Origin of the sequence: Kribbella sp. NBC_00359 (genome assembly GCF_036097425.1) — a bacterium.
Taxonomy (GTDB): Bacteria; Actinomycetota; Actinomycetes; order Propionibacteriales; family Kribbellaceae; genus Kribbella.
Window position 1 is genome coordinate 4,091,046 of sequence record NZ_CP107975.1, and the last position, 20,580, is coordinate 4,111,625.

The window sequence follows — 20,580 nt, forward strand, 5'->3', positions numbered from 1 at the left end:
TGTGATGACGAAGAGTGTGTTGATCTCCGGTGGGGGGATCGCGGGGCCGGCGGTGGCGTTCTGGTTGCGGCGGTTCGGCTTTGCGCCGACGGTCGTCGAGGTCGCGCCGGGGCCGCGGCCGGGCGGGCAGACTGTGGACCTGCGCGGGATGTCCCGGGTGGTCGTTGAGCGGATGGGGTTGATGGCCGCGGTCGGGGAGCGGCAGATGCATGAGCGTGGGCTGGAGTACGTGCGGGCCAACGGGCGGCGCGCGGCCGCGATGCCGGCCGAGTTGTTCGACGGCGCGGGCCCGGTCGCCGAGATCGAGATCCTCCGTGGGGATCTCGCCGAGATCCTGGCCGACGCGACCGGCGACATCGAGTACCTGTACGGCGACTCGATCGCCAAGCTGGACGAGGATGCGAGCGGTGTCGAGGTGACGTTCGCCGGCGGTACGCAGCGGCGGTTCGACCTGGTGGTCGGGGCCGACGGCGTGCACTCGCGGGTCCGCCGGCTCGCGTTCGGTCCGGAGGAGCGGTTCGTGCAGCACCTCGGCGGCTACATGTCGTACTTCACCATCGAGACCCCGGAACCGCTGAACGACTGGATGAAGATCTACTCCGCACCCGGCGGTCGCTGGGTCGGACTGCGGCCCGACCACGATCCGCGGTTCGCGAGGGCTCTGCTGGCTTTCCGATCGCCGGTGCTCAGCTACGACCGCCGCGACGCCGAGGCGCAGAAGGCCTTGGTGCGACAGCGGTTCGAGGGCCTCGGCTGGCATACCGAGCGCATCCTGGCCGGGCTGCGCGACGCGGACGACTTCTACTTCGATAGCGTCAGCCGCGTCGTCGTACCCGAGTGGTCGCGCGGCCGATTCGCGCTCGCCGGGGATGCCGGGTACTGCGGCTCGCCGCTGGCCGGGCACGGTACGGCGCTGTCGCTCGTCGGCGCATATGTTCTGGCGGGCGAGCTCGCGGCCGCGGAAGGCGATCACCTGCGGGCGTTCCCGGCGTACCAGGCCCGGATGCAGGCGTACGTCGACCAGCGGATGGAACTGCCGCCCGGTGGGATCAAGATGGCGATGCCGATGACCTCACTCGGTGTCCGGCTGCGCGACACCTCGACGCGGGTGATGACGTCCCGCCTGTTCGCAGGTCTCCTGGCCAAGATGGCGATGGCGAAGCCGGATGCGATCGACCTACCCGAGTACTCAGTCGAGCGGGGAGACCCAGTCCGGATTGCGGCCGAGCAGGCCGAGTAGCTGGTCGAAGTCGGAGGCGTTGCCGGAGACCTTGACACTGCGCTCGAAGGCGGCGCCCGGGCCGCGGGTGGCGTCGGTGTCAGGGATCCGGCGGGCCAGGGCGAGCGCCATCTCGACCATGTCCGGCGGCGCGTCGTAGGTGACGTCGATGGCCCGGGCCAGGTCCCAGGCGTGCACGACGCAGTCGAGCTGGTGGAAGGTCAGCGCGACCCGGCGCGGGAACGAGCCGAACTCGCGGACCTCCATCAGCCGGTCGAGTGCGCCGCCGTCGGCGAACGCGTCGGCGACGCCTACGTTGGACCGCCGGTATGCGCCGGCCGGGTTGTCGCCGAGCCGGCCGCCGTTCCAGGTCTGCACGGGGGCCGAGCCGTTCAGGGCCGCGGCTGCGAAGCCCTCGTTCTCGCTGACGATGTGACGGAGCAGGCCGCGAACGGTCCAGTCCGGGCAGGGAGTGGGAAACCAGAGCTGCTCGGGTCGCACCTGCATCACGACTTCCCCGAGTACTGCGCCGGCCCTACGATCCAGATCCCGGATGTCCATCCGTGCTCCTCCCGTCGGCTGCCCCAGCCGAGCATAGGCTGCGCGAAGCTGAATGGGCACAAACCTGCGTGAGCACAAGGGACAACCCGCGCGGACCGACGGCACTCGCCCGCAACGCAGCCATCAAGGCGAGGCAGTGGTCAGGCGGTGCCGGCGGCGGCTGCCTTGGCGGCCTTCTTGAAGGAGCGGACCTCGTTGAGGGACGCGGCGTCGGTGACGTCGGCGATCGAGCGATGCGAACCGCGGTCGCCGTAGCTGCCGGCCGCCTCCCGCCAGCCCTTCGGCTGGACTCCGCGCTGCTTGCCGAGAAGCGCGAGGAAGATCTTGGCCTTCTGCTCGCCGAACCCGGGCAGCGCCTTCAGTCGCTTCAGCACCTCGGCCCCGTCGGGCTTGGGGCGGCCGGCGGTCCAGATGCCCGCGGTGTCGCCGTCGTACTTCGCGATGATGTGTTCGGCCAGGGCGTGCACCCGCCGGGCCATCGATCCGCCGTACCGGTGGATGGCCGGTGGGGTCACGCAGAGCTCGACGAAGGTGTCGAGGTCGGTGGCGGCGATCTTGTGCAGGTCGAAGCCGTCCATCCGGTTGGCGATCTTCAGCGGTCCCGAGAAGGCGTGCTCCATCGGGTACTGCTGGTCCAGGAGCATGCCGACCAGCAGGGCGAACGGGTCGTCGTTGAGCAACTTGTCGGCGTCCGGGTTGCCGGTCAGGTGGAGTTCGCGCAGCATGGCGCCCATCTTGACACGAAGCGGTGGCTCGGTGGGCTAGTGCGCGTACGATGTATGCGTACTAGTTCGGGAGGGTTGATGGGTGCGGCGCCGTACCAGGTGATCGCTGCGGAGCTCCGGCGGCGGATCGAGGCGGGCGAGCTGAAGCCGGGGGACCGGGTGCCGTCGACGCGGGCGCTGGTGCGCGACTTCGGGGTCGCGATGGCGACCGCGACGAAGGCGTTGCAGGCGCTGCAGCAGGAGCGGCTGGTGCATGCGAGTCCAGGCGTCGGGACGGTCGTCGGTCCGCCGCCACGTTCGGCCGCGCGATCCCGGCCGGCCGGCGCTCGTCGCGCCGTACCGGCGGATGGCGGCCTGGACCTCCATCGCGACGAAGTGGTGCGGATGGGGATCGCGATCGCGGACGCCGAGGGGCTGGGCGCGTTGTCGATGCGCCGGATCGCGGCCGAGCTCGGGGTGTCGACGATGGCGCTGTACCGGTATGTCGGCGGCAAGGACGCGCTGGTGCTGCAGATGGTCGACACCGCGATGGGCGAGTTCCCCTTGACCGAGGCACCGGACGGTTGGCGGGACGGGGTCGCCGCCGTGGCCCGGTCTCAATGGGCGGCGTACCGGCGGCATCTCTGGCTGGCGAGCGCGGTCAGCCTCGGCCGCCCGCAACTGCTGCCGAACCTGTTGCCGCACACCGATGCCGTCCTGCGCGCGCTCCGTGGGGTCGACAAGAGCGACGCGCTGTACGCCGCGATCTCCGTGTTCGCGTTCGTCCGTGGGGTGGCGCTGGCGATGGAGACCGAGGCGTACGCCGAGCAGGACACCGGGCTGACCGCTGACGAATGGGTCGACCGGCAGAGTGGCCAGATGGCGGCGCTGGTCGCCACGGGGAACCTGATCGGGTTCCGTGAGCTGCTCGCGGACGGCTTCGACTTCGACTACGACCTGGACCGGCTGTTCGAGTTCGGTCTCGGACTGGTGCTGGACGGGCTCGAGGTGAGACTCGCGCCGCTACGCTGAGTACTGACGGTCTCGAGGAGGTGGCTGTGGACCCTGTGTTCGCGCCTGACGTTCCGGTCGGCGTACGGCGGTTGTACGAACGCCGGCCGGAGTTGTTCGTCCCGGCCTCGGCGCCGCGGCCGAAGCGGGAGACGTCGTGGTCGGTTGCTCCCGCGAACACGTTCGGCACGCTGCTGGTGTGGATCACGGTCTGTGTCGGCGGATGGATCCTGGCGCTGATCTTCCTGGCCGGGACACTGCCGGCCGCGGTCGCCGCCTGGTCGGCGGTGGCGCTCGCCGGGATCGCGGCGATCGCGACCGCCGGGATCCTGGTGAAGTCGGGGATGGAGGACCGCGGGCACAAGGCGGTCCGGTTGCAGCACGGGAAGTACCTGCTGCCGGAGGACTTCGACGCGCCCGCGGCGCGGCTGCTCGGCCGGGCCCAGCGCGCGGTGAAAACGGTGCTCGAGGCAACAGTCACCCGGCGTGGGCTGCTCGACGAGATGAAGAACGAGCTGGTCCTGCCCGAGCAGCTCTGGGACATCGCGCAGGTGCTGCGGGAGCAGACCGTGCTGCGGGCCCGGCAGCGCGACGTGGCTCGGGGGATGGCGACCGCCGAGCTGGAGGCTGTCCTCGGGCCGCAGCGCCGGGCCCTCGCGCTGTCGGTGGACGCGATCAAACGCAAGGTCGATCTGCTCGACCACTACGCCGACCGGGTCCGCTCCGCCGACGCCGCCCTCCGCGCCGAGGCGGCGTTGGGCGACGGCGACCGCTACATCGAACTCCTGGCCCGCACCGAGCCGGTCGGCGACACCTCGATCGTCCAAGGCTTCGCCGACGAAGCCACCGCCCTCAAGGAAACCCTCACCCGAACCATCAACGCCGCCCGCGACGCGGGCCGCACGCTCGCCCTCCCGGAATAGCCAGGCGCTGAGGGGAGGGCGGGGTCGCGTGAGACGGGCCGGTGGTGATCAGCTGCCGGCGAGAAGTCTTGCTTCTTCCTCCGGTGTCAGGCCGATTCCGAGTTCGGGTGTGCCTCGGGCTTCGTCCCAGGTGAGGACGTCGGCGACGGTTCGGCGGAGGGGAGTGACCGGCAGGCCGGCGGCTCGTGCCTTGGCGGGGTTGCGGCGGCGTTCACCCCATTCGGCCTCGGGGTCGATGAGCGGGAACCGGGGCGGGACGGATTCGAAGGGGATCGGGACGATGTCGACCGTGGTGCCGGAGAGGTCGGCGGCGGTCTCGATGAGTTCTGCGATCGTGCTGTCGGGGCCGATCGCGTTGTAGGCGCCCGATCGCTCGTCCGTGATCAACTGGACGACGAGCCGGGCGACGTCGCGGCTGTCCACGAGTTGCAGCGGTGCCTCGGGCTTCGTCGGCAGTGCGACCCGACCGCCTCGGGCACCACGTCGTACCCAGTACAGAGCCGTGCCCGACGAGTCACCGGGACCCGTGACCCGACCCGGACGGACGATCGTCGCGCGGTCGCCGTAGCGCTCCACCACGTCGTCCTCGCAGGCGACCTTGCACGGCCCGTAGGTCTCGTTCGTGAGTACGTCGGCCGCCCGCATCGGCGGCCTCCGTGGCGCCGTCTCGTCGGTCCCGGCCGGCAGGTCGCGCACGTACACCGCGTGACTCGAGACGAACACGTACCGTCCGACCCGATCGCCGAGCACCTCCATCGTCTCGTCGACCTGCTGCGTCTGGAAGCCACTCAGATCGACGACCGCGTCCCACTCGCCGGTCCGCAGCGCCTCGTAGTCGCCGGTCTCCCGATCACCGACCAACTGCGTGACCTCCAGCGGCAGCGCCGTACCGCTCTTTCCGCGACTGAAGGACGCGACGTCCGCGCCTTGTGCCAGCGCGTCCTCGACGACCGCGCGCCCGACAAACCCGTTCCCACCCAGCATCAGAATCCGCACAACCGACCAACCTAGCGCCGGCTCCAGACCTAGCGCGAGCGGATTAGGCTTCCGCCATGAGCGAGCGGAGCGAGGTCATCATCAAGCACAGTCGACTTCGTGTCTCATCGGCGCCCGGAGCGAAGCGAGGACGTCGATGAGCAACACCGTGGTTGTTGCTGGTGGCACCGGTGCGCTCGGGGTCGCGGTGACCGCAGAGTTCCTCCGGGCCGGCTGGCGCGTCGTGGTCCCCGGTCGGACCGAGGAGTCCCTCGCCCGGCTGGGCACCGACCCGGCCCTCAACCCGGTGATCGCCGACCCCTTCGACCCGGCCGGTACGGCGGACGTCGTCGCGCTGGCCACGTCCGACGAGACCGCCCCACTGACCGCACTGGTCAACCTGGTCGGCGGCTTCGCCTCCGGGGGGCGGGTGCACGAGACCCCGATCGAGGACTTCGAGGACCAACTCCGGCTCAACCTGCGCCCGACGTACCTGATCACTCAGGGCGTGCTGCCGCATCTGCTCGCCGCGGGTGCTGGAGCGATCGTTTGTACGTCGAGTGGCGCGGCGCAGCGACCCTTCTCCGGCGCGGCCGGATACATCACCGCGAAGGCCGGCGTACTCGCGTTCGCGGACGCACTGCACGCGGAGTACGCACGCGACGGCATCCGGGTGAACACGATCATCCCCGGCACCATCGACACCCCCGCCAACCGGGCCGAGAGGCCGAAGGCCGACACCACCAGATGGACCCCGCCGGCGCGCATCGCCACCGTCGTCCGGACCCTCGTCGAGGTCGACGGTTTCGCGGGTGCCCATCTGTCCGTATGACAACCGATTGACCCTGTTACACGTCTGAGCAGGTACAGGTGCGGGTACTTGACGCACACTGGATCTGGGGACGGCGACAGGGGAGCCATGGGGAGAAGTGCGCGCGCCGCAGCCAACCGGCCACGGTCGGTGCCGAAGCTGCTGAGTCTGACGCTGCTGGGCGCGCTGTTGCCCGGGCTCGGACTGATCGCCGGCGGTCGCCGCCGGATCGGCGCGTTCGTCCTTACCCTCGCACTCGGGCTGGTCGGCCTGGGCGTGTACGTCGGTCTGACCCGGCGGGAGCAGGTCCTCGCGGCGGCCGTCGTACCGAGCCGGCTGCTGATGACCTCGATCGTGATCGGGGTGCTGGCGTTCCTCTGGATCGTGGTGATCGTCGCCTCGCACCGGTCGTTGCGTCCGGCAACGGGTGGGCGCGGCGGGCGGGCGATCGGCGCGGTGTTCGTCGGCATGCTGTGCTTCGCGATCGCGGCTCCGGCGGCGCTCGGCGTACAGAGCGTGCTCGCGCAGCGCACCCTCGTGCTGGACGTGTTCCAGGCGCAGGCGGAGAGCAAGAGCGCGACCCGGCCGACGGTGGTCAACGTCAAGGATCCCTGGGAGGACCGGCCGCGGCTCAACCTGCTGCTGATCGGCGGTGACGACGCCCCGAGCCGGGTCGGCGTCCGGACCGACACGGTGATCGTGGCGAGCATCGACACCAGGACCGGCAACACGGCGCTGATCTCGTTGCCGCGCAACCTCACCTTCATGCCGTTCCCGAGCGACTCGCCGCTGCACAGGATCTACCCGGAGGGCTTCGGCAAGGAGGGGCTCAGCCTCGACGGCCGGCTGGAGTGGATGCTGACCGCGATGTACCAGAACATCCCGGACGCGCACCCCGGCATCCTCGGACCGTCCGACAACGAGGGCGCCGACGTGCTGAAGCAGTCGGTCGGCGAGGCGACCGGGCTGAAGCTCGACTACTACCTGCAGGTCAACCTGCAAGGCTTCCCGGAGTTGGTGGACGCGATCGGCGGGATCACCGTCAACGTGAACGAGCGGGTCGCGATGGGCGGGATCAGTAGCTCGCACATCCCGCCGGCCGAGTGGCTCGAGCCTGGGCCGAGGCAGCATCTGGACGGCCGGCACGCGCTGTGGTTCGCCCGCGGCCGGTACGGCGCCGACGACGACCAGCGGCAGGTCCGCCAGCGGTGCGCGATCAAAGGCATCGTCGACGCGGCGGACCCGCAGACGCTGGTGACGAAGTACCGGGCGATCGCCAAGGCCGGTCAGCACCTGCTGCGCACCGACATCCCGCAGGAACTCTTGCCCGCGCTGGTCGAGCTCGCACTCAAGGTGAAGTCGGGGACCGTCTCCAACGTCACCCTCGACCCGTCGAAGCTGCGGCTGAAGTACCTGCACCCCGACTACGGCGCCCTGCGCGACACCGTCGAGAAGGCGCTCGAAGCCGACCCGGCGCCGGCTACTACACCGACCGCGCCGCCGACGACGCCCTCGAAGTCGACCCGCAAGCCCGTCGCTCCGCCGCCGACGCCGGCCGGCCCGACGCAGAACCTCGTCGACGCCTGCGCCTATCAGCCCAACGGCGACCAGCCGAACTAGGGGCGTAGGTTCGGCGTCATGCGTTTCGACCGCTACACCGTGATCCTGCTGACGCTGCGACCGGACGCGCCCGCGATGACGGACGACGAGGCGGACGAGTTGCAGGACAGGCACCTGGCGCACGGCGCCGACATGCAGGAGCGTGGGCTGGTCCTGGCTCGCGGACCACTGGTGGACCAGGACAACGAGCGCTACCGCGGCTTCTCCATCTGGTCGGTGGACGCCGCGACAGCTCGCGAGCATGCCGAAGCCGATCCAGCGGTCCGGGCCGGCCGCTTGGCGGTCGAGGTCATGACCTGGATGATGCCCGCCGGCAACCTCCAGTTCTCCCGCGTCCGGCCGCCCCGGTCGATCGCCGACGCAACGACCGACTGATTGCTGCGGATCGGGTGTCGATCTGGTGATGGGTCGCTCGACGTGAGAGTAAGTGGTCGACCGACACGACGAGGAGCGGGTGCGATGCGATACATGATCATCAACAAGGCGGACGCTGACAGCGAGGCGGGGAGGTTCCCGCCGCCGGAGGTCGCCGAGGGGGTCGGGAAGGTCGTCGAGGACCTGTCGAAGGCCGGCGTACTGCTGTTCGCGGAGGGCGTGCACCGCAGTTCGCTCGGCGCCCGGGTGAAGGTCGAGGACGGCAAGCGCACCGTCACCGACGGCCCGTTCGCCGAGACCAAGGAACTGATCGGCGGCGTGATCGTCGTCGAGGTCCGCAGCCGCGACGAGGCCGTCGAATGGGCCGCCCGGCTGGCCGAAGCCCTCGGCAACGAGGTCGAGGTCCGCCGCGTCGTGGAAGAAGCCGACTTCGACCCGAACTCGGACCTCTACGCCTAGGTCGCCCTTTGAGGGGTCAACCCCTTAGCTTGTGGGTTGACCCCCAGGAATATGCCTCCGCAACCCACGCGCCGTGAGGTCGACCCCTCAAAGGGGGCCGGGGGGGAGCCGGTGGGTGGGTTGATGTTGGACCTGGGGTGTTGTTCTATCGGCGGGTGACAGTTATCGAGGCGGCGGGGGCGGTCGACGCGGTCTGGCGGATCGAGTCGGCCCGGATCATCGCGGGCGTGGCCCGGATCGTGCGGGACGTCGGGCTGGCCGAGGAGCTGGCGCAGGACGCGCTCGTGGCGGCGCTCGAGCAGTGGCCGGAGTCCGGCGTACCGAACAATCCCGGCGCCTGGCTGATGGCGATCGCCAAGCGGCGCGCGATCGACCTGATCCGGCGCAAGGAGACCTACCAGCGCAAGCTCGCCGAGATGGGTCACGAGCTGGAGATCGACGGCGACAGCGTCGAGGACGACGTCGAAGCGATTCTCGAGGACCACATCGAGGACGACCTGCTCCGGCTGGTGTTCACGGCCTGCCACCCGGTGCTCACGATGGATGCGCGGGTCACGCTGACGCTGCGGTTGCTCGGCGGCCTGAAGACCGACGAGATCGCCCGCGCGTTCCTGGCCCCGGAGCCGACGATCGCCCAGCGGATCGTCCGGGCCAAGCGCAACCTCGCCAAGGCCAACGTCCAGTTCGAGGTGCCGGCCGGCGACGACCTGCTTGAGCGGCTTTCCGCGGTGCTCGAGGTCGTCTACTTGATCTACAACGAGGGCTACTCCGCGACCGCCGGTGACGACTGGATGCGCCCGGCGCTGTGCAACGAGGCGATGCGCCTCGGCCGGCTGCTGGCCGAGCTGATGCCGGACGAGCCCGAGGTCCACGGTCTGCTCGCGCTGATGGAGCTGCAGGCGTCGCGTGCCAACGCGCGGATCGGTCCCGAGGGTGAGCCGGTCCTCCTGCTCGACCAGGACCGTCGCCGCTGGGATCGGCTGCTGATCCGCCGCGGCCTCGCAGGTCTCGACCAGGCCTGGGCCCTGGAGAAACCGCCCGGCCCGTACCTCCTCCAGGCCGCGATCGCCGCCTGCCACGCCCGCGCCGCCGACCCCGAGGACACGGACTGGGCCCGCATCGCCGGCCTGTACGCGATCCTCGCCCAGGTCACGCCGTCCCCGGTCGTCGAGCTCAACCAGGCGGTCGCGATCTCCATGGCGTTCGGCCCGCAACGCGGCCTGGAAGCCGTCGACGCGCTCGCCGACGACCCGTCCCTGAAGGACTACCACCTGCTCCCGAGCGTCCGCGGCGACCTGCTGTTCAAACTCGGCCGCCTCGCCGAGGCCCGCGAGGAATTCGAGAAGGCTGCCGCCCTCACCCGCAACGAACGCGAACGCACCCTCCTGCTCGAACGCGCCGCCGCCTGCTAGCTACTCCGCATCGTGCAGCAGTACGGCGACCTGCGTGCGATTGGTGACATCGCCAGTTTGTTGCTGACGACAACGATGAGGCCGTCGGCACAGCTGAACTCGATCCGCACGGGCGTACCGGGGCGCGTGCCCGCGTCGACGGCACCCACGCCCCACTGCAGCTTGTGGAACATCATGGAGTGATCTGGGTCACAGGGGTGTCGATTCCGGGTGGCGTCGTTCGACGCCGTGGGTGAGGCCAGCTGAGTGGCCCGCTGAACCTGGAGGAACATCATGGAGAAGGTCACCTCGGCGGACGGCACCGCCATCGCGTACGACCGGCTCGGCGAGGGACCCGCGGTGGTCCTCGTCTGCGGCGGCTCGGTGGACCGGATGTCGAACGCCCCGCTGGCAGCGCTGCTGGCGCAGAACCACACCGTCTACAACTACGACCGCCGTGGCCGCGGCGACTCCGGCGATGCGCCGGAGTACGCGATCGAGCGCGAGTTCGAGGACCTGGACGCGATCTTCGCGGCGGTCGGCGGACCGGCCTGCCTGTACGGGACCTCGTCCGGTGCGGCGCTCGCCTTGCTCGCCACCGCGGCCGGTCGCCCGGTGACCAAGCTCGCGCTCTGGGAGCCGCCGTACATCCTCGAGGGCACCCGGAAGCGGCCGCCGGCCGACACCGCGTCGATCTACCGCGCGTTCGTCGCCGAGGGTCGCCGCGACAAGGCGGCCGAGTACTTCATGGCCGAGGTGGTCGGGCTGCCGGCCGACTTCGTCGCGATGGCGAAGGAGTCGCCCTGGTGGCCGGCCCAGGAGGCGATCGCGCACACGCTCGCGTACGACGCGACCGTGATGGGCGACTATTCCATCCCGGCCGCGGCGGCAACGGTGACGGTACCGACCCGGGTCTTCACCGGCGGCGCGTCGGAGGAGTGGATGAAGCTCGGCAACCAGGCCGTCCAGGACGTGATCCCGGGCGCCACCGGCCGCGTGGTCCCCGATCAGCAGCACAATGTGGACCCAGCCGCGCTGGCTCCCTTCCTGAAGGAGTTCTTCGCATGACCAGCACAGTGTTCTCCAAGGACGGTACGACGATCGCCTATGACCGGCGTGGTGACGGGCCGGCCGTGGTGCTGGTCGACGGCGCGCTGTGCGGGCGGGCCCAGGGGCCGATGCCCGAGCTCGCCGAGGAGTTGGCAAGCCACTTCACGGTCTACAACTACGACCGGCGTGGCCGGGGTGAGTCCGGCGACGCGGACAGCTACGCAGTGGATCGCGAGATCGAGGATCTGGCCGCGGTGATCGAGGCCGCTGGTGGCTCGGCGTACGTATACGGCTCGTCGTCGGGGGCGGCGCTGGCGCTGCGGGCCGCGGCGGCGGGGGTGGCGATCGAGAAGCTGGTCGCCTTCGAGCCGCCGTTCGTCGTCGACGACAGCCGCAAGCCGGTGCCGGCGACCTGGGTCGAGGACCTCGAGTCCCGCGGTCCGGCGGACGCGGTGAAGTACTTCATGACGAAGGTGATCGGCCTGCCCGGGCCGTTCGTCGCGATGATGAGGCTGATGCCGGCCTGGAAGCACCTGAAGGCGATGGCCCCGACCCTTCCGTACGACGCTCGCGTCGTCGGCGGCAATGTGGCCGGCCAGCCGCTGGACGCGGCGCAGTGGGCCGGAATCGAGAACCCAGTACTGACGGTCTACGGCGGGAAGAGCCCGGCCTGGATGAAGACCTCGGTGCGTGCGGTGGCTGACGCCGTACCGGGGGCGGACTGCCACGAGGTGCCGGGTCAGACCCACCTGATCAAGACGGCCGCGATCGCCCCGGTGCTGACCGGGTTCTTCACCCGCTGACGCCAGCCGGGGTCCGGCGAACCGATGGCTCGCCGGACCCCGGAAAGGCGCTGCTCAGGCGCCGCTGACCAGCGCGCCGGCGCCGGCGCGCGCGGCGTCGAAGCGGGCCTGCGCGTCGGCCCAGTTCACCACGTTCCACCAGGCCTTCACGTAGTCCGGCTTCACGTTCTTGTACTGCAGGTAGAAGGCGTGCTCCCACATGTCCAGCATCACGATCGGGATCTGCCCGGCCGGCAGGTTGCCCTGCTGGTCGTACAGCTGGTGGATCAGCAGGTTGCCGCCCAGCGCGTCCCAGCCGAGGATCGCCCAGCCGGAGCCCTGGATCGTGGTGGCGCTGGCGGTGAAGTTGGCCTGGAAGGCGTCGAACGAGCCGAAGGACTCGTCGAGCGCCGCGCCCAGCTCGCCGTCCGGCTTGTCGCCACCGTCCGGAGACAGGTTCTTCCAGAAGATCGAGTGGTTGACGTGCCCGCCGAGGTTGAAGGCCAGCGTCTTCTCCAGCCCGACGATCGAGCCGAAGTCACCCTTCTCGCGGGCCTCGGCCAGCTTGTCCAGGGTGTCGTTCAGACCCTTCACGTAGGTGGCGTGGTGCTTGTCGTGATGCAGCTCCATGATCTCGCCGGCGATGCTCGGCGCCAGTGCGCCGTAGTCGTAGGGGAGGTCGGGAAGCGTGTACGTGGTCAACTCTGCTCCTTCGTCGGGGCCCGCGGGGGCCGATATCTGCGATGTCCTGTCTCAGCGGCACCAGCTTGAAACTTCAACCACGGTTGAGGTCAAGGCGCCACGCTGGGGGACGGGCCAGGCAGCACCTCCGACCGGTGCCCGATGCGACCGCCGTTCACACGGCGCACGCACCGAACACTCCCAGCTTCACATACTGCTCCGCGGAACCCACGGGGGCGTCTCACCTGACCGCGAGCACCAGCTTCCCGCGGGTCCGGCCGTCCTCCAGCCGCCGGTGCGCCGCGGCCGCATCCGCCAGCGGGAACACCTCTTCGACCTCGGCCCGGACCGCTCCGCACTCGATCAGCGCCGCGATCTCGGCGAGTGCGTGACCGTCGGGTTCGACCAGGTACGACTTCACCCGGACACCGGTCTCCGCAGCGCGCGCGAGCAGCTCCGGCGAGGTCCCGGACGGTACGGCGACCACCAGGCCACCCGGCCTGGTCACGGCCACGGACTGGGCCAGCGTGGTCTCGCTGCCGACCAGGTCGACCGCGACGTCGATGTCCCCGGTTGCCTCGGCCACATCGGCCGAGTGGTAGTCGATCACCTCGTCCGCACCGAGGCCCCGCAGCCACTCGTGCTTACCGGCGCTCGCCGTACCGACGACGTACGCGCCGAGCTCCTTGGCGAACTGCACGGCCAGGTGCCCGACCCCACCCGCGGCCGCGTGGATCAGCACCCGCTGACCCTTCTCTACGCCGGCGAGCGCGGTCAGGATCTGGTACGCCGTGAGTCCGGCCAGCGGGACCGCGGCCGCATCGGTGTGGCTGAGGTTGGCCGGCTTACGGGCGAAGTGCCGCGACGGCGCGGTCACGTACTCCGCGTACGCCGAAGCCGCCCGGGGGAACCATGGCATCCCGTATACCTCGTCGCCGACCGCGAGGGTGTGGACGCCGTGGCCGATCTCCTCGACGACACCCGACACGTCCCAGCCGAGGATGAACGGCGGGTCTCCGAGGAGGCCGGCGACGCCCTGACCCGCACGGGTCTTGGCATCGACCGGGTTCACGCCGGCCGCGTGGACGCGGACCAGCACCTCGGTGGGGAGCGGCGTGGGGCGGTCGGTCTCGATGAGGTGCAGGACCTCTGGGCCGCCGAAGGTGTCTTGACTGATGGCTCTCATGGCCCGCAAGCTATCTCTGGGACGGTAGTATCCCGCAAGGACCACTACTATCTAAAGGGAAGTACGAGGGTATGTCGACCACCTGTGCGACCGGGATGCACGACAAGCACGACGTGTACGCCGCGCAGTGTCCGTGCCGGGAGATCCTTGATCTGCTCGCGAACAAGTGGGCCGCCCTCGCGATCGGTGCGCTGGAGGACGGCCCACTGCGGTTCGGTGAGCTGCAGCGACGACTGCAGGGCATCAGCCCGAAGGTGCTGACCCAGACCCTGCGCCGCCTCGAGGACAACGGCTTCCTGCATCGGGAGATCTACCCCGCCGTGCCGCTGCACGTGGAGTACTCACTGACCGACCTCGGCCACAGCGTGTCCAATCCGCTCGCCGCCTTACGCACGTGGGTCGAGACCCACCTGGACCAGCTCACCGCGTAGCGCCTTCGCGAACTCCTCCGGTACGCCGACGAAGCCGATGTGGTCACCGGGGAACCGCGTCGGCGTGATGCCGAGGCGTTCGGCCAGGGCGGTCGAGGTGCGGTCACAGAGCTGACCGGTCGACTCCTCCCCGATGCCGACGACGATCCGTACGTCGTTGCCGCGCAATGTGCTCACGTCCGGCAGCCAGCTGACCGACTCGCGCAGTTCGTGCGAGAACCAGAACCGCTCGTCCGCGACCTGTTGCGGGTCCCGCTCGCCACCGAACATCGCCTCGATCATGCCGTCGGGGACCTGGATGTTCGCGAGCGCGAAGAACTGCCTCCAGGCACCGATCACATCCCCGGCCAGGTAGTCGGCCATCATCTGCTCGGACCTGGCGAGCAGTTCGTCGCCGTCCGGGACCAGCCGATCCAGCGGCGGCTCGTGTGCGATCACCGTACTCACGAGGTCGGGGTGAGCCTGGGCCAAAGCCAGCACGCTGACCGCGCCGCCACTCGAACCGAGCACCGTCGCGGGACCGGCATCGACGTGCCGGATCAACCGGGCCAGGTCGTCGGCGCGCTGCTCGGGTGTCGACGTACCGCCGACGTGAAGCCGACTGCGCTTCACGCCGCGCGGATCCGTCGTCAGGACCGTGTAGTCGCCGGCCAGCAGTTCGGCCAGGGGTGCGAACGCGTCCGCATCCATCGGCGCACCGACCAGGACCACCAAGGGTCCGCTTCCACATACTTCGTAGTACAACTCCGCCTCGGGAACCACCAGTGTCTTGTTCATGCTTACTCCACGAACGGCACTTGCCCCGATGGACAGGGTCAATCCGACAGTCCGAGCTTGCGGAGCAGGTCCTGGTGCGCGAACTGGCCGTAGTACTCGACCATTCCGGCGATCCGGCCGTCCCGGAACGTCGCCCTGATCGCGAACCTGTTCTCGTAGTGGTCACCGGTGACGAGCTCGGCCACCATTCGCTCCTCGATGATCGCCACGTCCGGGTCGTCCGTCTGGTGGAAGACCAGGTCGTGGATCGTGATGCTGCGGGCGGCTGAGATCAGTCCGGTGAAGGCCGCGTGCAGAGCTTCGGTGCCGGTGATGACCGCGGGCAGTCCGGCGACGGGCAGGGCGGCTTCGTAGCTGCCGTCCGGCTGCCAGCACTCGATGAAGCTGTCGATGTCGCCGCCGAACAGGTACCCGGCGGAACGTTGCCAGAGCTCCTCGTTTCGCACTCGGGCGTCGGTGATGTCGATGGTGGTCGCTGAACTCATGACGAAACTCCTTGGTCTGTGACGTGGTTGGCAGCAGGGATGACGAGGTCGGTGCTGCGCCTCGGCGTACTGGTGCCGTGGATACGGCGGGCATAGCGGCGGAAGGAGCGCCGGCCGATGATCGGCAGCAGCCGCCGGACTGGCGCGGGAAGGTTCGCGAGCTCGAGCCCGAGGACCTCGGGGTCGCCTTCGTAGAGCATCATTCCGAAGCCCAGGGACATCTTGCGGCGTGGAATCGACGACATCCCTTGCACGGTGAACTCCGCCCACTCGGCGGTCGTGATGTGCCTGGCCATCAGCGGAAGCAGATGCGTCTCCTCGGCCTGCAGATGTTCGAACAGTGCCGAGCACAACTCGGTGAGAACCCGCGCCAACGCCTCGCCATCGCTCGTGGCGGCGGTCGATCGCCAGGTGTCGAGCGTCGCGTTCGACTGCTCGAGCAGGCCGGCCACTGTCTCGTGCTGGCTCTCCATCACATGCACCAGCGGTGCGAGCTCCTGCGGGACCCGTTCGAGCAGGGCAGCCCAGAGCAGGTCGTCCTCGATCGTGTGGTGATGGTGCAGCAGCGCGAGGAAGAGCCCGACGTGATCCGCCACCTCACGGGTACGACGCTGGTCGCCGCCAGCCGTCCTGCGTACCGCCTCCGGGCTAAGCCCGAGCTCACGACGGAAGTTGTCGTGCACCACCTTCATCATCCGGACATCGGTGAGCCCTGGTCCGTGCAGCTGCCGTCCATCCGCGGTCTGGCTTGTCATCGTCCTCCCCCTTCGCTGTGTGATGGCCTGATCGTGAACCGGGCCACTTGGAAGTCACCCCGATCCGGCTTGGAAACGGGTTGCTGTCAATCGGCGCCGTGGCGGGTTAGCGTCGTACCGTGCGGTTTCGGGTGTTGGGGCCGGTCGAGGTTCTCGATGCCGACGGGGGGCTGGTCCAACTGGGGGGCCAGAAGCAGCGGGCCCTGCTCGGCCTGCTGCTCGCGTCCGGAGGCCGGGTCGTCTCGGTCTCCCGGATCATCGACGAGCTGTGGGCCGAGGATCCGCCGGAGAAGGTGCTGGTGTCGGTGCAGTCCTATGTCGCGAACCTGCGCCGGGCGCTCGAGCCCGACCGTGCCGCCCGGTCCGCGGCCAAGCTCCTGGTGACCCAGCCGCCCGGCTACTCGCTGGCGGCCGCGTCGGTTGACGCGGTGGAGTTCGAGCAGCTGGTGACGGCGGCCCACGACGTACTGCCGACTGATCCTGGTCGTGCTCGTGAATTGTTCGGGACCGCTGCCGAACTGTGGCGCGGCGAGCCGTACGCCGATCTCTCCGCGGCCGTACCGGGTCTGGCCGCCGAGGCTGTCCGGCTTGGCGAGCTCTGGCTGCTCGCCACCGAGAACCGGCTCCGGGCCGACTTCGCGCTGGGTGGTCACGAGCGGCTGATCGGCGAGATCGAGCGTTTGGTCGAGCTTCATCCGCTCCGCGAGACCGCGTGGGGCCTGCTGGCCTTGGCCTTCTACCGCTCCCAGCGCCAGGGCGAGGCGCTGGATGCGCTGCGGCGGGCCAGGCGGGTCCTTGCCGACGAGCTCGGTGCGGATCCGGGTCCGGAGTTGCGCCGGCTGGAGCAGGCGATCCTCGATCACGACCCGAGCCTGGAGGCGGCACCGCTCGTCCCGGCGGGGTCGATCGGCGGGTCGGTGGACGGTCTCCGCGCGCCGGCCGCTGCCGGTCTGGTCGGCCGGGACGGCCACCTGAACGGGCTCACCGAGCACCTCGTCAACGCGAGCGCCGGACGCGGGGTCGCGATCCTGGTGACCGGAGAGCCAGGGATCGGCAAGACCGCTCTCGCTCGCGCGCTGACCGCCACCGCTGCGGCCATGGGTCTGAAGACTGGCTGGGGCCGCTGCGACGGCGCCGAGGGTGCACCCGCGCTGTGGCCCTTCTCGCAAGCCTTGGCGGAGTTGCTTGACCACGACAGTGCGAGTGCCGCGGCCCTCGCCGCGTTGACTCCGGGCAACGGCGGATCTGGTCCGACGGACGCCGACACAGCCGCCTTCCACTTGGCCGAAGGTGTGGTTGCGTTGCTGCGGTCGGCCGGTCCGATCCTGCTGGTGCTCGACGACCTTCATCGCGCCGACGGCGACACGCTGCGCCTGGTGCAGCGGCTCGGCGCGACGCTGTCCGGACTGCCCGTCGTACTGCTGCTCACCAGCCGTGATGCGGATGCCGACCTGACTCCGGAGCTCGGGTCGGTGCTCGCCGATCTCGCCCGGGCGGGCTTGGTGCGGATCGGACTGCACGGCCTGGACGAAGCCGAGGTACGAGCATTCGCGAAGCTGCACCATGACGCCGACATCCCGGTCGAGGTGGCCGGTGCGCTGATGGAACGCACCAACGGGAACCCGTTCTTCGTCGGCGAGCTGATCCGGCTGCTCGCCGAACAGCGGCGCCTCACGGATCCTGCGGCGGCTGGGACGCTCGAAGTGCCTGACGGCGTTCGTGACGTTGTCCGGCAGCGGATCTCCCAGCTGCCCGCCGAGGTGGAGCCCCTGCTCTCCGCCGCCGCGGTATCCGGTGTGACGTTCGACGGCGATCTCGCCGAGGCCGTGTCCGGGTTGCCGGCCGACGACGCGGTGACGGCGACGGAGGCAGCCTTGCTGGCCGGCCTGATCGTTGCGGACGGCAACGAGTATCGCTTTACCCATGCCCTGGTGCGGGAGGCCGTCTACGCGCGCGTGCCGTTGGGCCGGCGCCGGCAGTTGCACGGCGCACTAGCCGTACTGCTCGAGCAGCGTTTCGGTGGCGCTCGGCTGGCGGAGATCGCGCACCACCACGCGCAGGCCGGCCCTGATCATGCCCGTGCCGCGTGGACCTCGGCCGTCCGCGCGGCAGCCGTGGCCGCCCGCCAGCCCGCCCCGGCCGAGGCGGCCCGGCTACAGGTTCTCGCGCACGCCTCGGTCCTGCGCGACAGCACCGCGACGGGCACCGATCGGTACGACGTACTCGCCGGCTTGGCGCGAGCCCAGAAGCGCGCCGGGCAGGAGCGGCAGGCCGGGGAAGCGGCGCGCGCCGCGGCCGAGACCGCACTCGACGACGGGGATGCCTTGGCGGCCGCGAAGGCATTGGTCGACATCGCCGCCGATGGCGTGTGGAGCTGGCGCGAGTATCAAGTGGTCGACAGCCAGGGCGTCGCGTTGATCGAGCGATTGCTGAGCGAGATTCCGCCCGGGGCCGACGTGATCCGGGCCAGACTGCTGGCGGCTCTGGCCGGCGAGATCTACTACGACCCCGACGCCGGCCGCCGCTCGGTCGAGCTGTCGGCCGAAGCCGAACGACTTGTCCGCGGCAGGACCGGTGACGGTCAGGACGAGCTGGCCAGGGTGCTGGAGCTCCGCCATCTCGCCTACGAACGCCCGCAGCTGCTCACCGAACGACTGGCCGCGGCCGGTGAGCTCGTCGACCTCGCCGAGTCCGCGGACGATCCCATCGCCCTTGCCCGTGCGTTGGTGTTCCGAGGCCGCGACCAGATGGAACAGGGCGATCTGGCCGCCGGCCTGCGGGACTACCAACGCGCGCGAGTACTGGCCCGGACCCATGCGCACGCACCGGTGCTCGTCGCCCTGGACTGGGCGGACGCGGTGATCGCGATCGCGCGTGGCCGATTCGCCGAGGCGGAAGACGTGATGGCCGCCGCCAACCGGTTCCACGCGCTGACGACCGTTGCAGGTGGGGCCGAGGTGCCGATGGCGGTCACGGCGACACTGCACCTGGTCCGCGGTTCGCTCCCCGTGATCGAGCCCATGCTCGCCGGCGCGGCCGCGGCGACGGGGCTCCCACTCCTGCACGACTGGCATGCGCTCGCACTGGTCCAAGCGGGGCGAGCAGAGCAGGCGCGGTCCGAGCTGGGGCCGTGGCAACTGCAACCGGACATCCCGGCGGATTACCTGTGCCTGACCCACCTCGCGATCCGGGCTGAGCTGTGGTCCAGGTTGGCGTCGCAGGACGCAGCCGCGGATCTGCTGCACCAATTGACGCCGTACGCCGATCGCCTGGTCATCGGCGGCACCGGGATCACGGTGACCGGTTTCGCCGGACACCAGGTCGGCCTGCTCGCCCGCACGTGTGGAGACCTCGACCAGGCGATCGAGCACCTGACAACAGCTCTCGATCGCCATCAGCAGGCCGGACTCCGCCCGTTCGCCGCCGCGAGCGCCCGGGAGCTTGCGGTCACGTTGCGCCAACGGGGTCGCCCCGACGACCACCTCCGGGCCGCATCGCTAGGAACTCCGTAGTCCGCGCCTGCTCGGCCGCTGTGCCCACCGGCGCGAGCATCAGGTCGGTGATGCCGGTGTCGCGCAACTGCTCGAGCCGCTTGCTGATCGTGTCTTCGTCCCCGGCGAGCAGTACGTCGGCCGGTCCGTCGACTCCCTCGCGATCGAGCATCGCCCGGTACTCCGGCACCTGCCCGGCCAGCGCGAAGTCGGTCGCGAACCGCGCGCGTACTGCATCCTCGTCAGATGTCACGCACACCGCGAATCCAGCCACGATCCGCGGTGGAGTATCCGCGGCCTTGGTGATCGAGGGCACGACATGATCGGCGAGCGTGCGCGGCCCGGTCATCCAGGTGATGGTCCCGTCCGCGAGCTCACCCGCCACCCGCAGCATCGCCGGCCCGAGCGCGGCTACCAGCACAGGCGGCGCCTTCGCGCCCTCGACGGCAACTGATCCAACCGCGGTGAGCGTGTCACCGTGATGGTCGACGGACTCGCCGCGCAGCAACGGTCGCAGTACCTCCAGGTACTCGCGCAGTCGGCGAGCCGGCCGGTCCGTGGGTAGTCCGTACATCCCGTCGACCATCCGCGAGATCCCCACGCCGATCCCCAAGGTCAAACGATTGCCCGTCGCCGCCTGCACGGTTAGCGCCTGGCTCGCCAGCACCAGCGGATGCCGCTGCGGAAACGGCACCACCGCGGTGCCGACCTCGGCGGGACCTTCGCCGGCCACCGCGAGTGTGGTGAGGGCGTCGAGGTTCGGCCCTTGAGAGATCCACGCGGTGCCGCTGGTCGCCTGGAGCTGCTCGGCGATCACGCCGGGGTCGCGTTGTCCCCGGACGTCGCCGTACGCCAGTCCGATCCGCATCCAAGCCTCCTGAGATAAACGGGGT

21 protein-coding genes are annotated in these 20,580 nt (G+C 69.9%); 12 read left to right on the plus strand and 9 right to left on the minus strand.

The annotated features are described in order from the left end of the window. Positions 1–4 precede the first annotated feature (4 nt). Positions 5–1,240 (plus strand): FAD-dependent monooxygenase, encoded by a 1,236-nt coding sequence (locus OG876_RS20075; RefSeq protein WP_328526413.1) that lies wholly within the window; start codon positions 5–7, stop codon positions 1,238–1,240. Here the strand turns inward: OG876_RS20075 and OG876_RS20080 are convergent. Together OG876_RS20080 and OG876_RS20085 are read right to left on the minus strand one after the other, a co-directional pair. Beyond that, positions 1,190–1,780 (minus strand): TIGR03086 family metal-binding protein, encoded by a 591-nt coding sequence (locus OG876_RS20080; RefSeq protein WP_328526414.1) that lies wholly within the window; start codon positions 1,778–1,780, stop codon positions 1,190–1,192. The genes OG876_RS20075 and OG876_RS20080 overlap by 51 nt on opposite strands. A 140-nt stretch (positions 1,781–1,920) precedes the next feature. Next, complete coding sequence (locus OG876_RS20085; protein WP_328526415.1) at positions 1,921–2,505, minus strand: HhH-GPD-type base excision DNA repair protein; 585 nt, start codon at positions 2,503–2,505, stop codon at positions 1,921–1,923. A gap of 78 nt (positions 2,506–2,583) precedes the next feature. Between OG876_RS20085 and OG876_RS20090 the strand changes: the two genes are divergently transcribed. Together OG876_RS20090 and OG876_RS20095 are read left to right on the plus strand one after the other, a co-directional pair. Further along, the gene (locus OG876_RS20090) at positions 2,584–3,516 is read left to right on the plus strand and encodes a GntR family transcriptional regulator (RefSeq protein WP_328526416.1); all 933 of its coding nucleotides are present in this window, start codon (positions 2,584–2,586) and stop codon (positions 3,514–3,516) included. Positions 3,517–3,542: 26 nt separating this feature from the next. Then, positions 3,543–4,418: a hypothetical protein gene (locus OG876_RS20095; RefSeq protein WP_328526417.1), complete on the plus strand. Its 876-nt coding sequence runs from the start codon at positions 3,543–3,545 to the stop codon at positions 4,416–4,418. A 48-nt stretch (positions 4,419–4,466) separates the two neighbouring features. On the opposite strand, the gene OG876_RS20100 is transcribed toward OG876_RS20095, so the two are convergent. Next, positions 4,467–5,414: an NAD-dependent epimerase/dehydratase family protein gene (locus OG876_RS20100; RefSeq protein ID WP_328526418.1), complete on the minus strand. Its 948-nt coding sequence runs from the start codon at positions 5,412–5,414 to the stop codon at positions 4,467–4,469. 136 nt (positions 5,415–5,550) lie between these two features. Between OG876_RS20100 and OG876_RS20105 the strand changes: the two genes are divergently transcribed. The 7 genes from OG876_RS20105 to OG876_RS20135 all read left to right on the plus strand — a co-directional run bounded on the left by OG876_RS20105 (position 5,551) and on the right by OG876_RS20135 (position 11,902). Then, positions 5,551–6,225 carry an SDR family NAD(P)-dependent oxidoreductase gene (locus tag OG876_RS20105; protein WP_328526419.1) on the plus strand — a complete coding sequence of 225 codons (675 nt, stop codon included), beginning with the start codon at positions 5,551–5,553 and terminating at the stop codon, positions 6,223–6,225. A gap of 87 nt (positions 6,226–6,312) precedes the next feature. Further along, positions 6,313–7,824, plus strand: a complete 1,512-nt coding sequence (locus OG876_RS20110) for an LCP family protein (RefSeq protein WP_328526420.1) — start codon at positions 6,313–6,315, stop codon at positions 7,822–7,824. A gap of 18 nt (positions 7,825–7,842) precedes the next feature. Then, positions 7,843–8,199, plus strand: coding sequence for a YciI family protein (locus OG876_RS20115; protein ID WP_328526421.1), 357 nt, complete (start codon positions 7,843–7,845; stop codon positions 8,197–8,199). 84 nt (positions 8,200–8,283) lie between these two features. Beyond that, positions 8,284–8,658 carry a YciI family protein gene (locus tag OG876_RS20120; RefSeq protein WP_328526422.1) on the plus strand — a complete coding sequence of 125 codons (375 nt, stop codon included), beginning with the start codon at positions 8,284–8,286 and terminating at the stop codon, positions 8,656–8,658. Positions 8,659–8,813: 155 nt separating this feature from the next. Beyond that, entirely contained in the window at positions 8,814–10,070 is a 1,257-nt protein-coding gene (locus OG876_RS20125; protein ID WP_328526423.1) for an RNA polymerase sigma factor, read from the plus strand. 273 nt (positions 10,071–10,343) lie between these two features. Next, positions 10,344–11,117, plus strand: a complete 774-nt coding sequence (locus tag OG876_RS20130) for an alpha/beta fold hydrolase (protein ID WP_328526424.1) — start codon at positions 10,344–10,346, stop codon at positions 11,115–11,117. Beyond that, positions 11,114–11,902 (plus strand): alpha/beta fold hydrolase, encoded by a 789-nt coding sequence (locus OG876_RS20135; protein ID WP_328526425.1) that lies wholly within the window; start codon positions 11,114–11,116, stop codon positions 11,900–11,902. Before OG876_RS20130 ends, OG876_RS20135 begins: the two co-directional genes overlap by 4 nt. A gap of 54 nt (positions 11,903–11,956) precedes the next feature. Here the strand turns inward: OG876_RS20135 and OG876_RS20140 are convergent, their stop codons facing one another. Continuing rightward, positions 11,957–12,583 carry a superoxide dismutase gene (locus OG876_RS20140; RefSeq protein ID WP_328526426.1) on the minus strand — a complete coding sequence of 209 codons (627 nt, stop codon included), beginning with the start codon at positions 12,581–12,583 and terminating at the stop codon, positions 11,957–11,959. A gap of 220 nt (positions 12,584–12,803) precedes the next feature. Further along, on the minus strand, positions 12,804–13,748 hold the full coding sequence (locus tag OG876_RS20145) for an NADP-dependent oxidoreductase (protein WP_328526427.1): 945 nt from the start codon (positions 13,746–13,748) through the stop codon (positions 12,804–12,806). Between the two features lie 71 nt (positions 13,749–13,819). On the opposite strand from OG876_RS20145, the gene OG876_RS20150 reads away from it, so the two are divergent. After that, entirely contained in the window at positions 13,820–14,179 is a 360-nt protein-coding gene (locus OG876_RS20150; protein WP_328526428.1) for a winged helix-turn-helix transcriptional regulator, read from the plus strand. Here the strand turns inward: OG876_RS20150 and OG876_RS20155 are convergent. The 3 genes from OG876_RS20155 to OG876_RS20165 are packed head-to-tail and all read right to left on the minus strand — an operon-like array spanning position 14,135 to position 16,196. Then, positions 14,135–14,956 carry an alpha/beta fold hydrolase gene (locus OG876_RS20155; protein WP_328526429.1) on the minus strand — a complete coding sequence of 274 codons (822 nt, stop codon included), beginning with the start codon at positions 14,954–14,956 and terminating at the stop codon, positions 14,135–14,137. The two genes, OG876_RS20150 and OG876_RS20155, sit on opposite strands and share 45 nt — an antisense overlap. A 38-nt stretch (positions 14,957–14,994) precedes the next feature. Then, positions 14,995–15,441, minus strand: coding sequence for a nuclear transport factor 2 family protein (locus OG876_RS20160; RefSeq protein WP_328526430.1), 447 nt, complete (start codon positions 15,439–15,441; stop codon positions 14,995–14,997). Then, entirely contained in the window at positions 15,438–16,196 is a 759-nt protein-coding gene (locus OG876_RS20165; RefSeq protein WP_328526431.1) for a hemerythrin domain-containing protein, read from the minus strand. Before OG876_RS20165 ends, OG876_RS20160 begins: the two co-directional genes overlap by 4 nt. Before the next feature lie 119 nt (positions 16,197–16,315). On the opposite strand from OG876_RS20165, the gene OG876_RS20170 reads away from it, so the two are divergent. Next, the gene (locus OG876_RS20170; RefSeq protein WP_328526432.1) at positions 16,316–19,708 is read left to right on the plus strand and encodes a BTAD domain-containing putative transcriptional regulator; all 3,393 of its coding nucleotides are present in this window, start codon (positions 16,316–16,318) and stop codon (positions 19,706–19,708) included. Here the strand turns inward: OG876_RS20170 and OG876_RS20175 are convergent. Further along, on the minus strand, positions 19,644–20,555 hold the full coding sequence (locus OG876_RS20175; protein ID WP_328526433.1) for a TIGR03564 family F420-dependent LLM class oxidoreductase: 912 nt from the start codon (positions 20,553–20,555) through the stop codon (positions 19,644–19,646). The two genes, OG876_RS20170 and OG876_RS20175, sit on opposite strands and share 65 nt — an antisense overlap. Positions 20,556–20,580 lie beyond the last annotated feature (25 nt).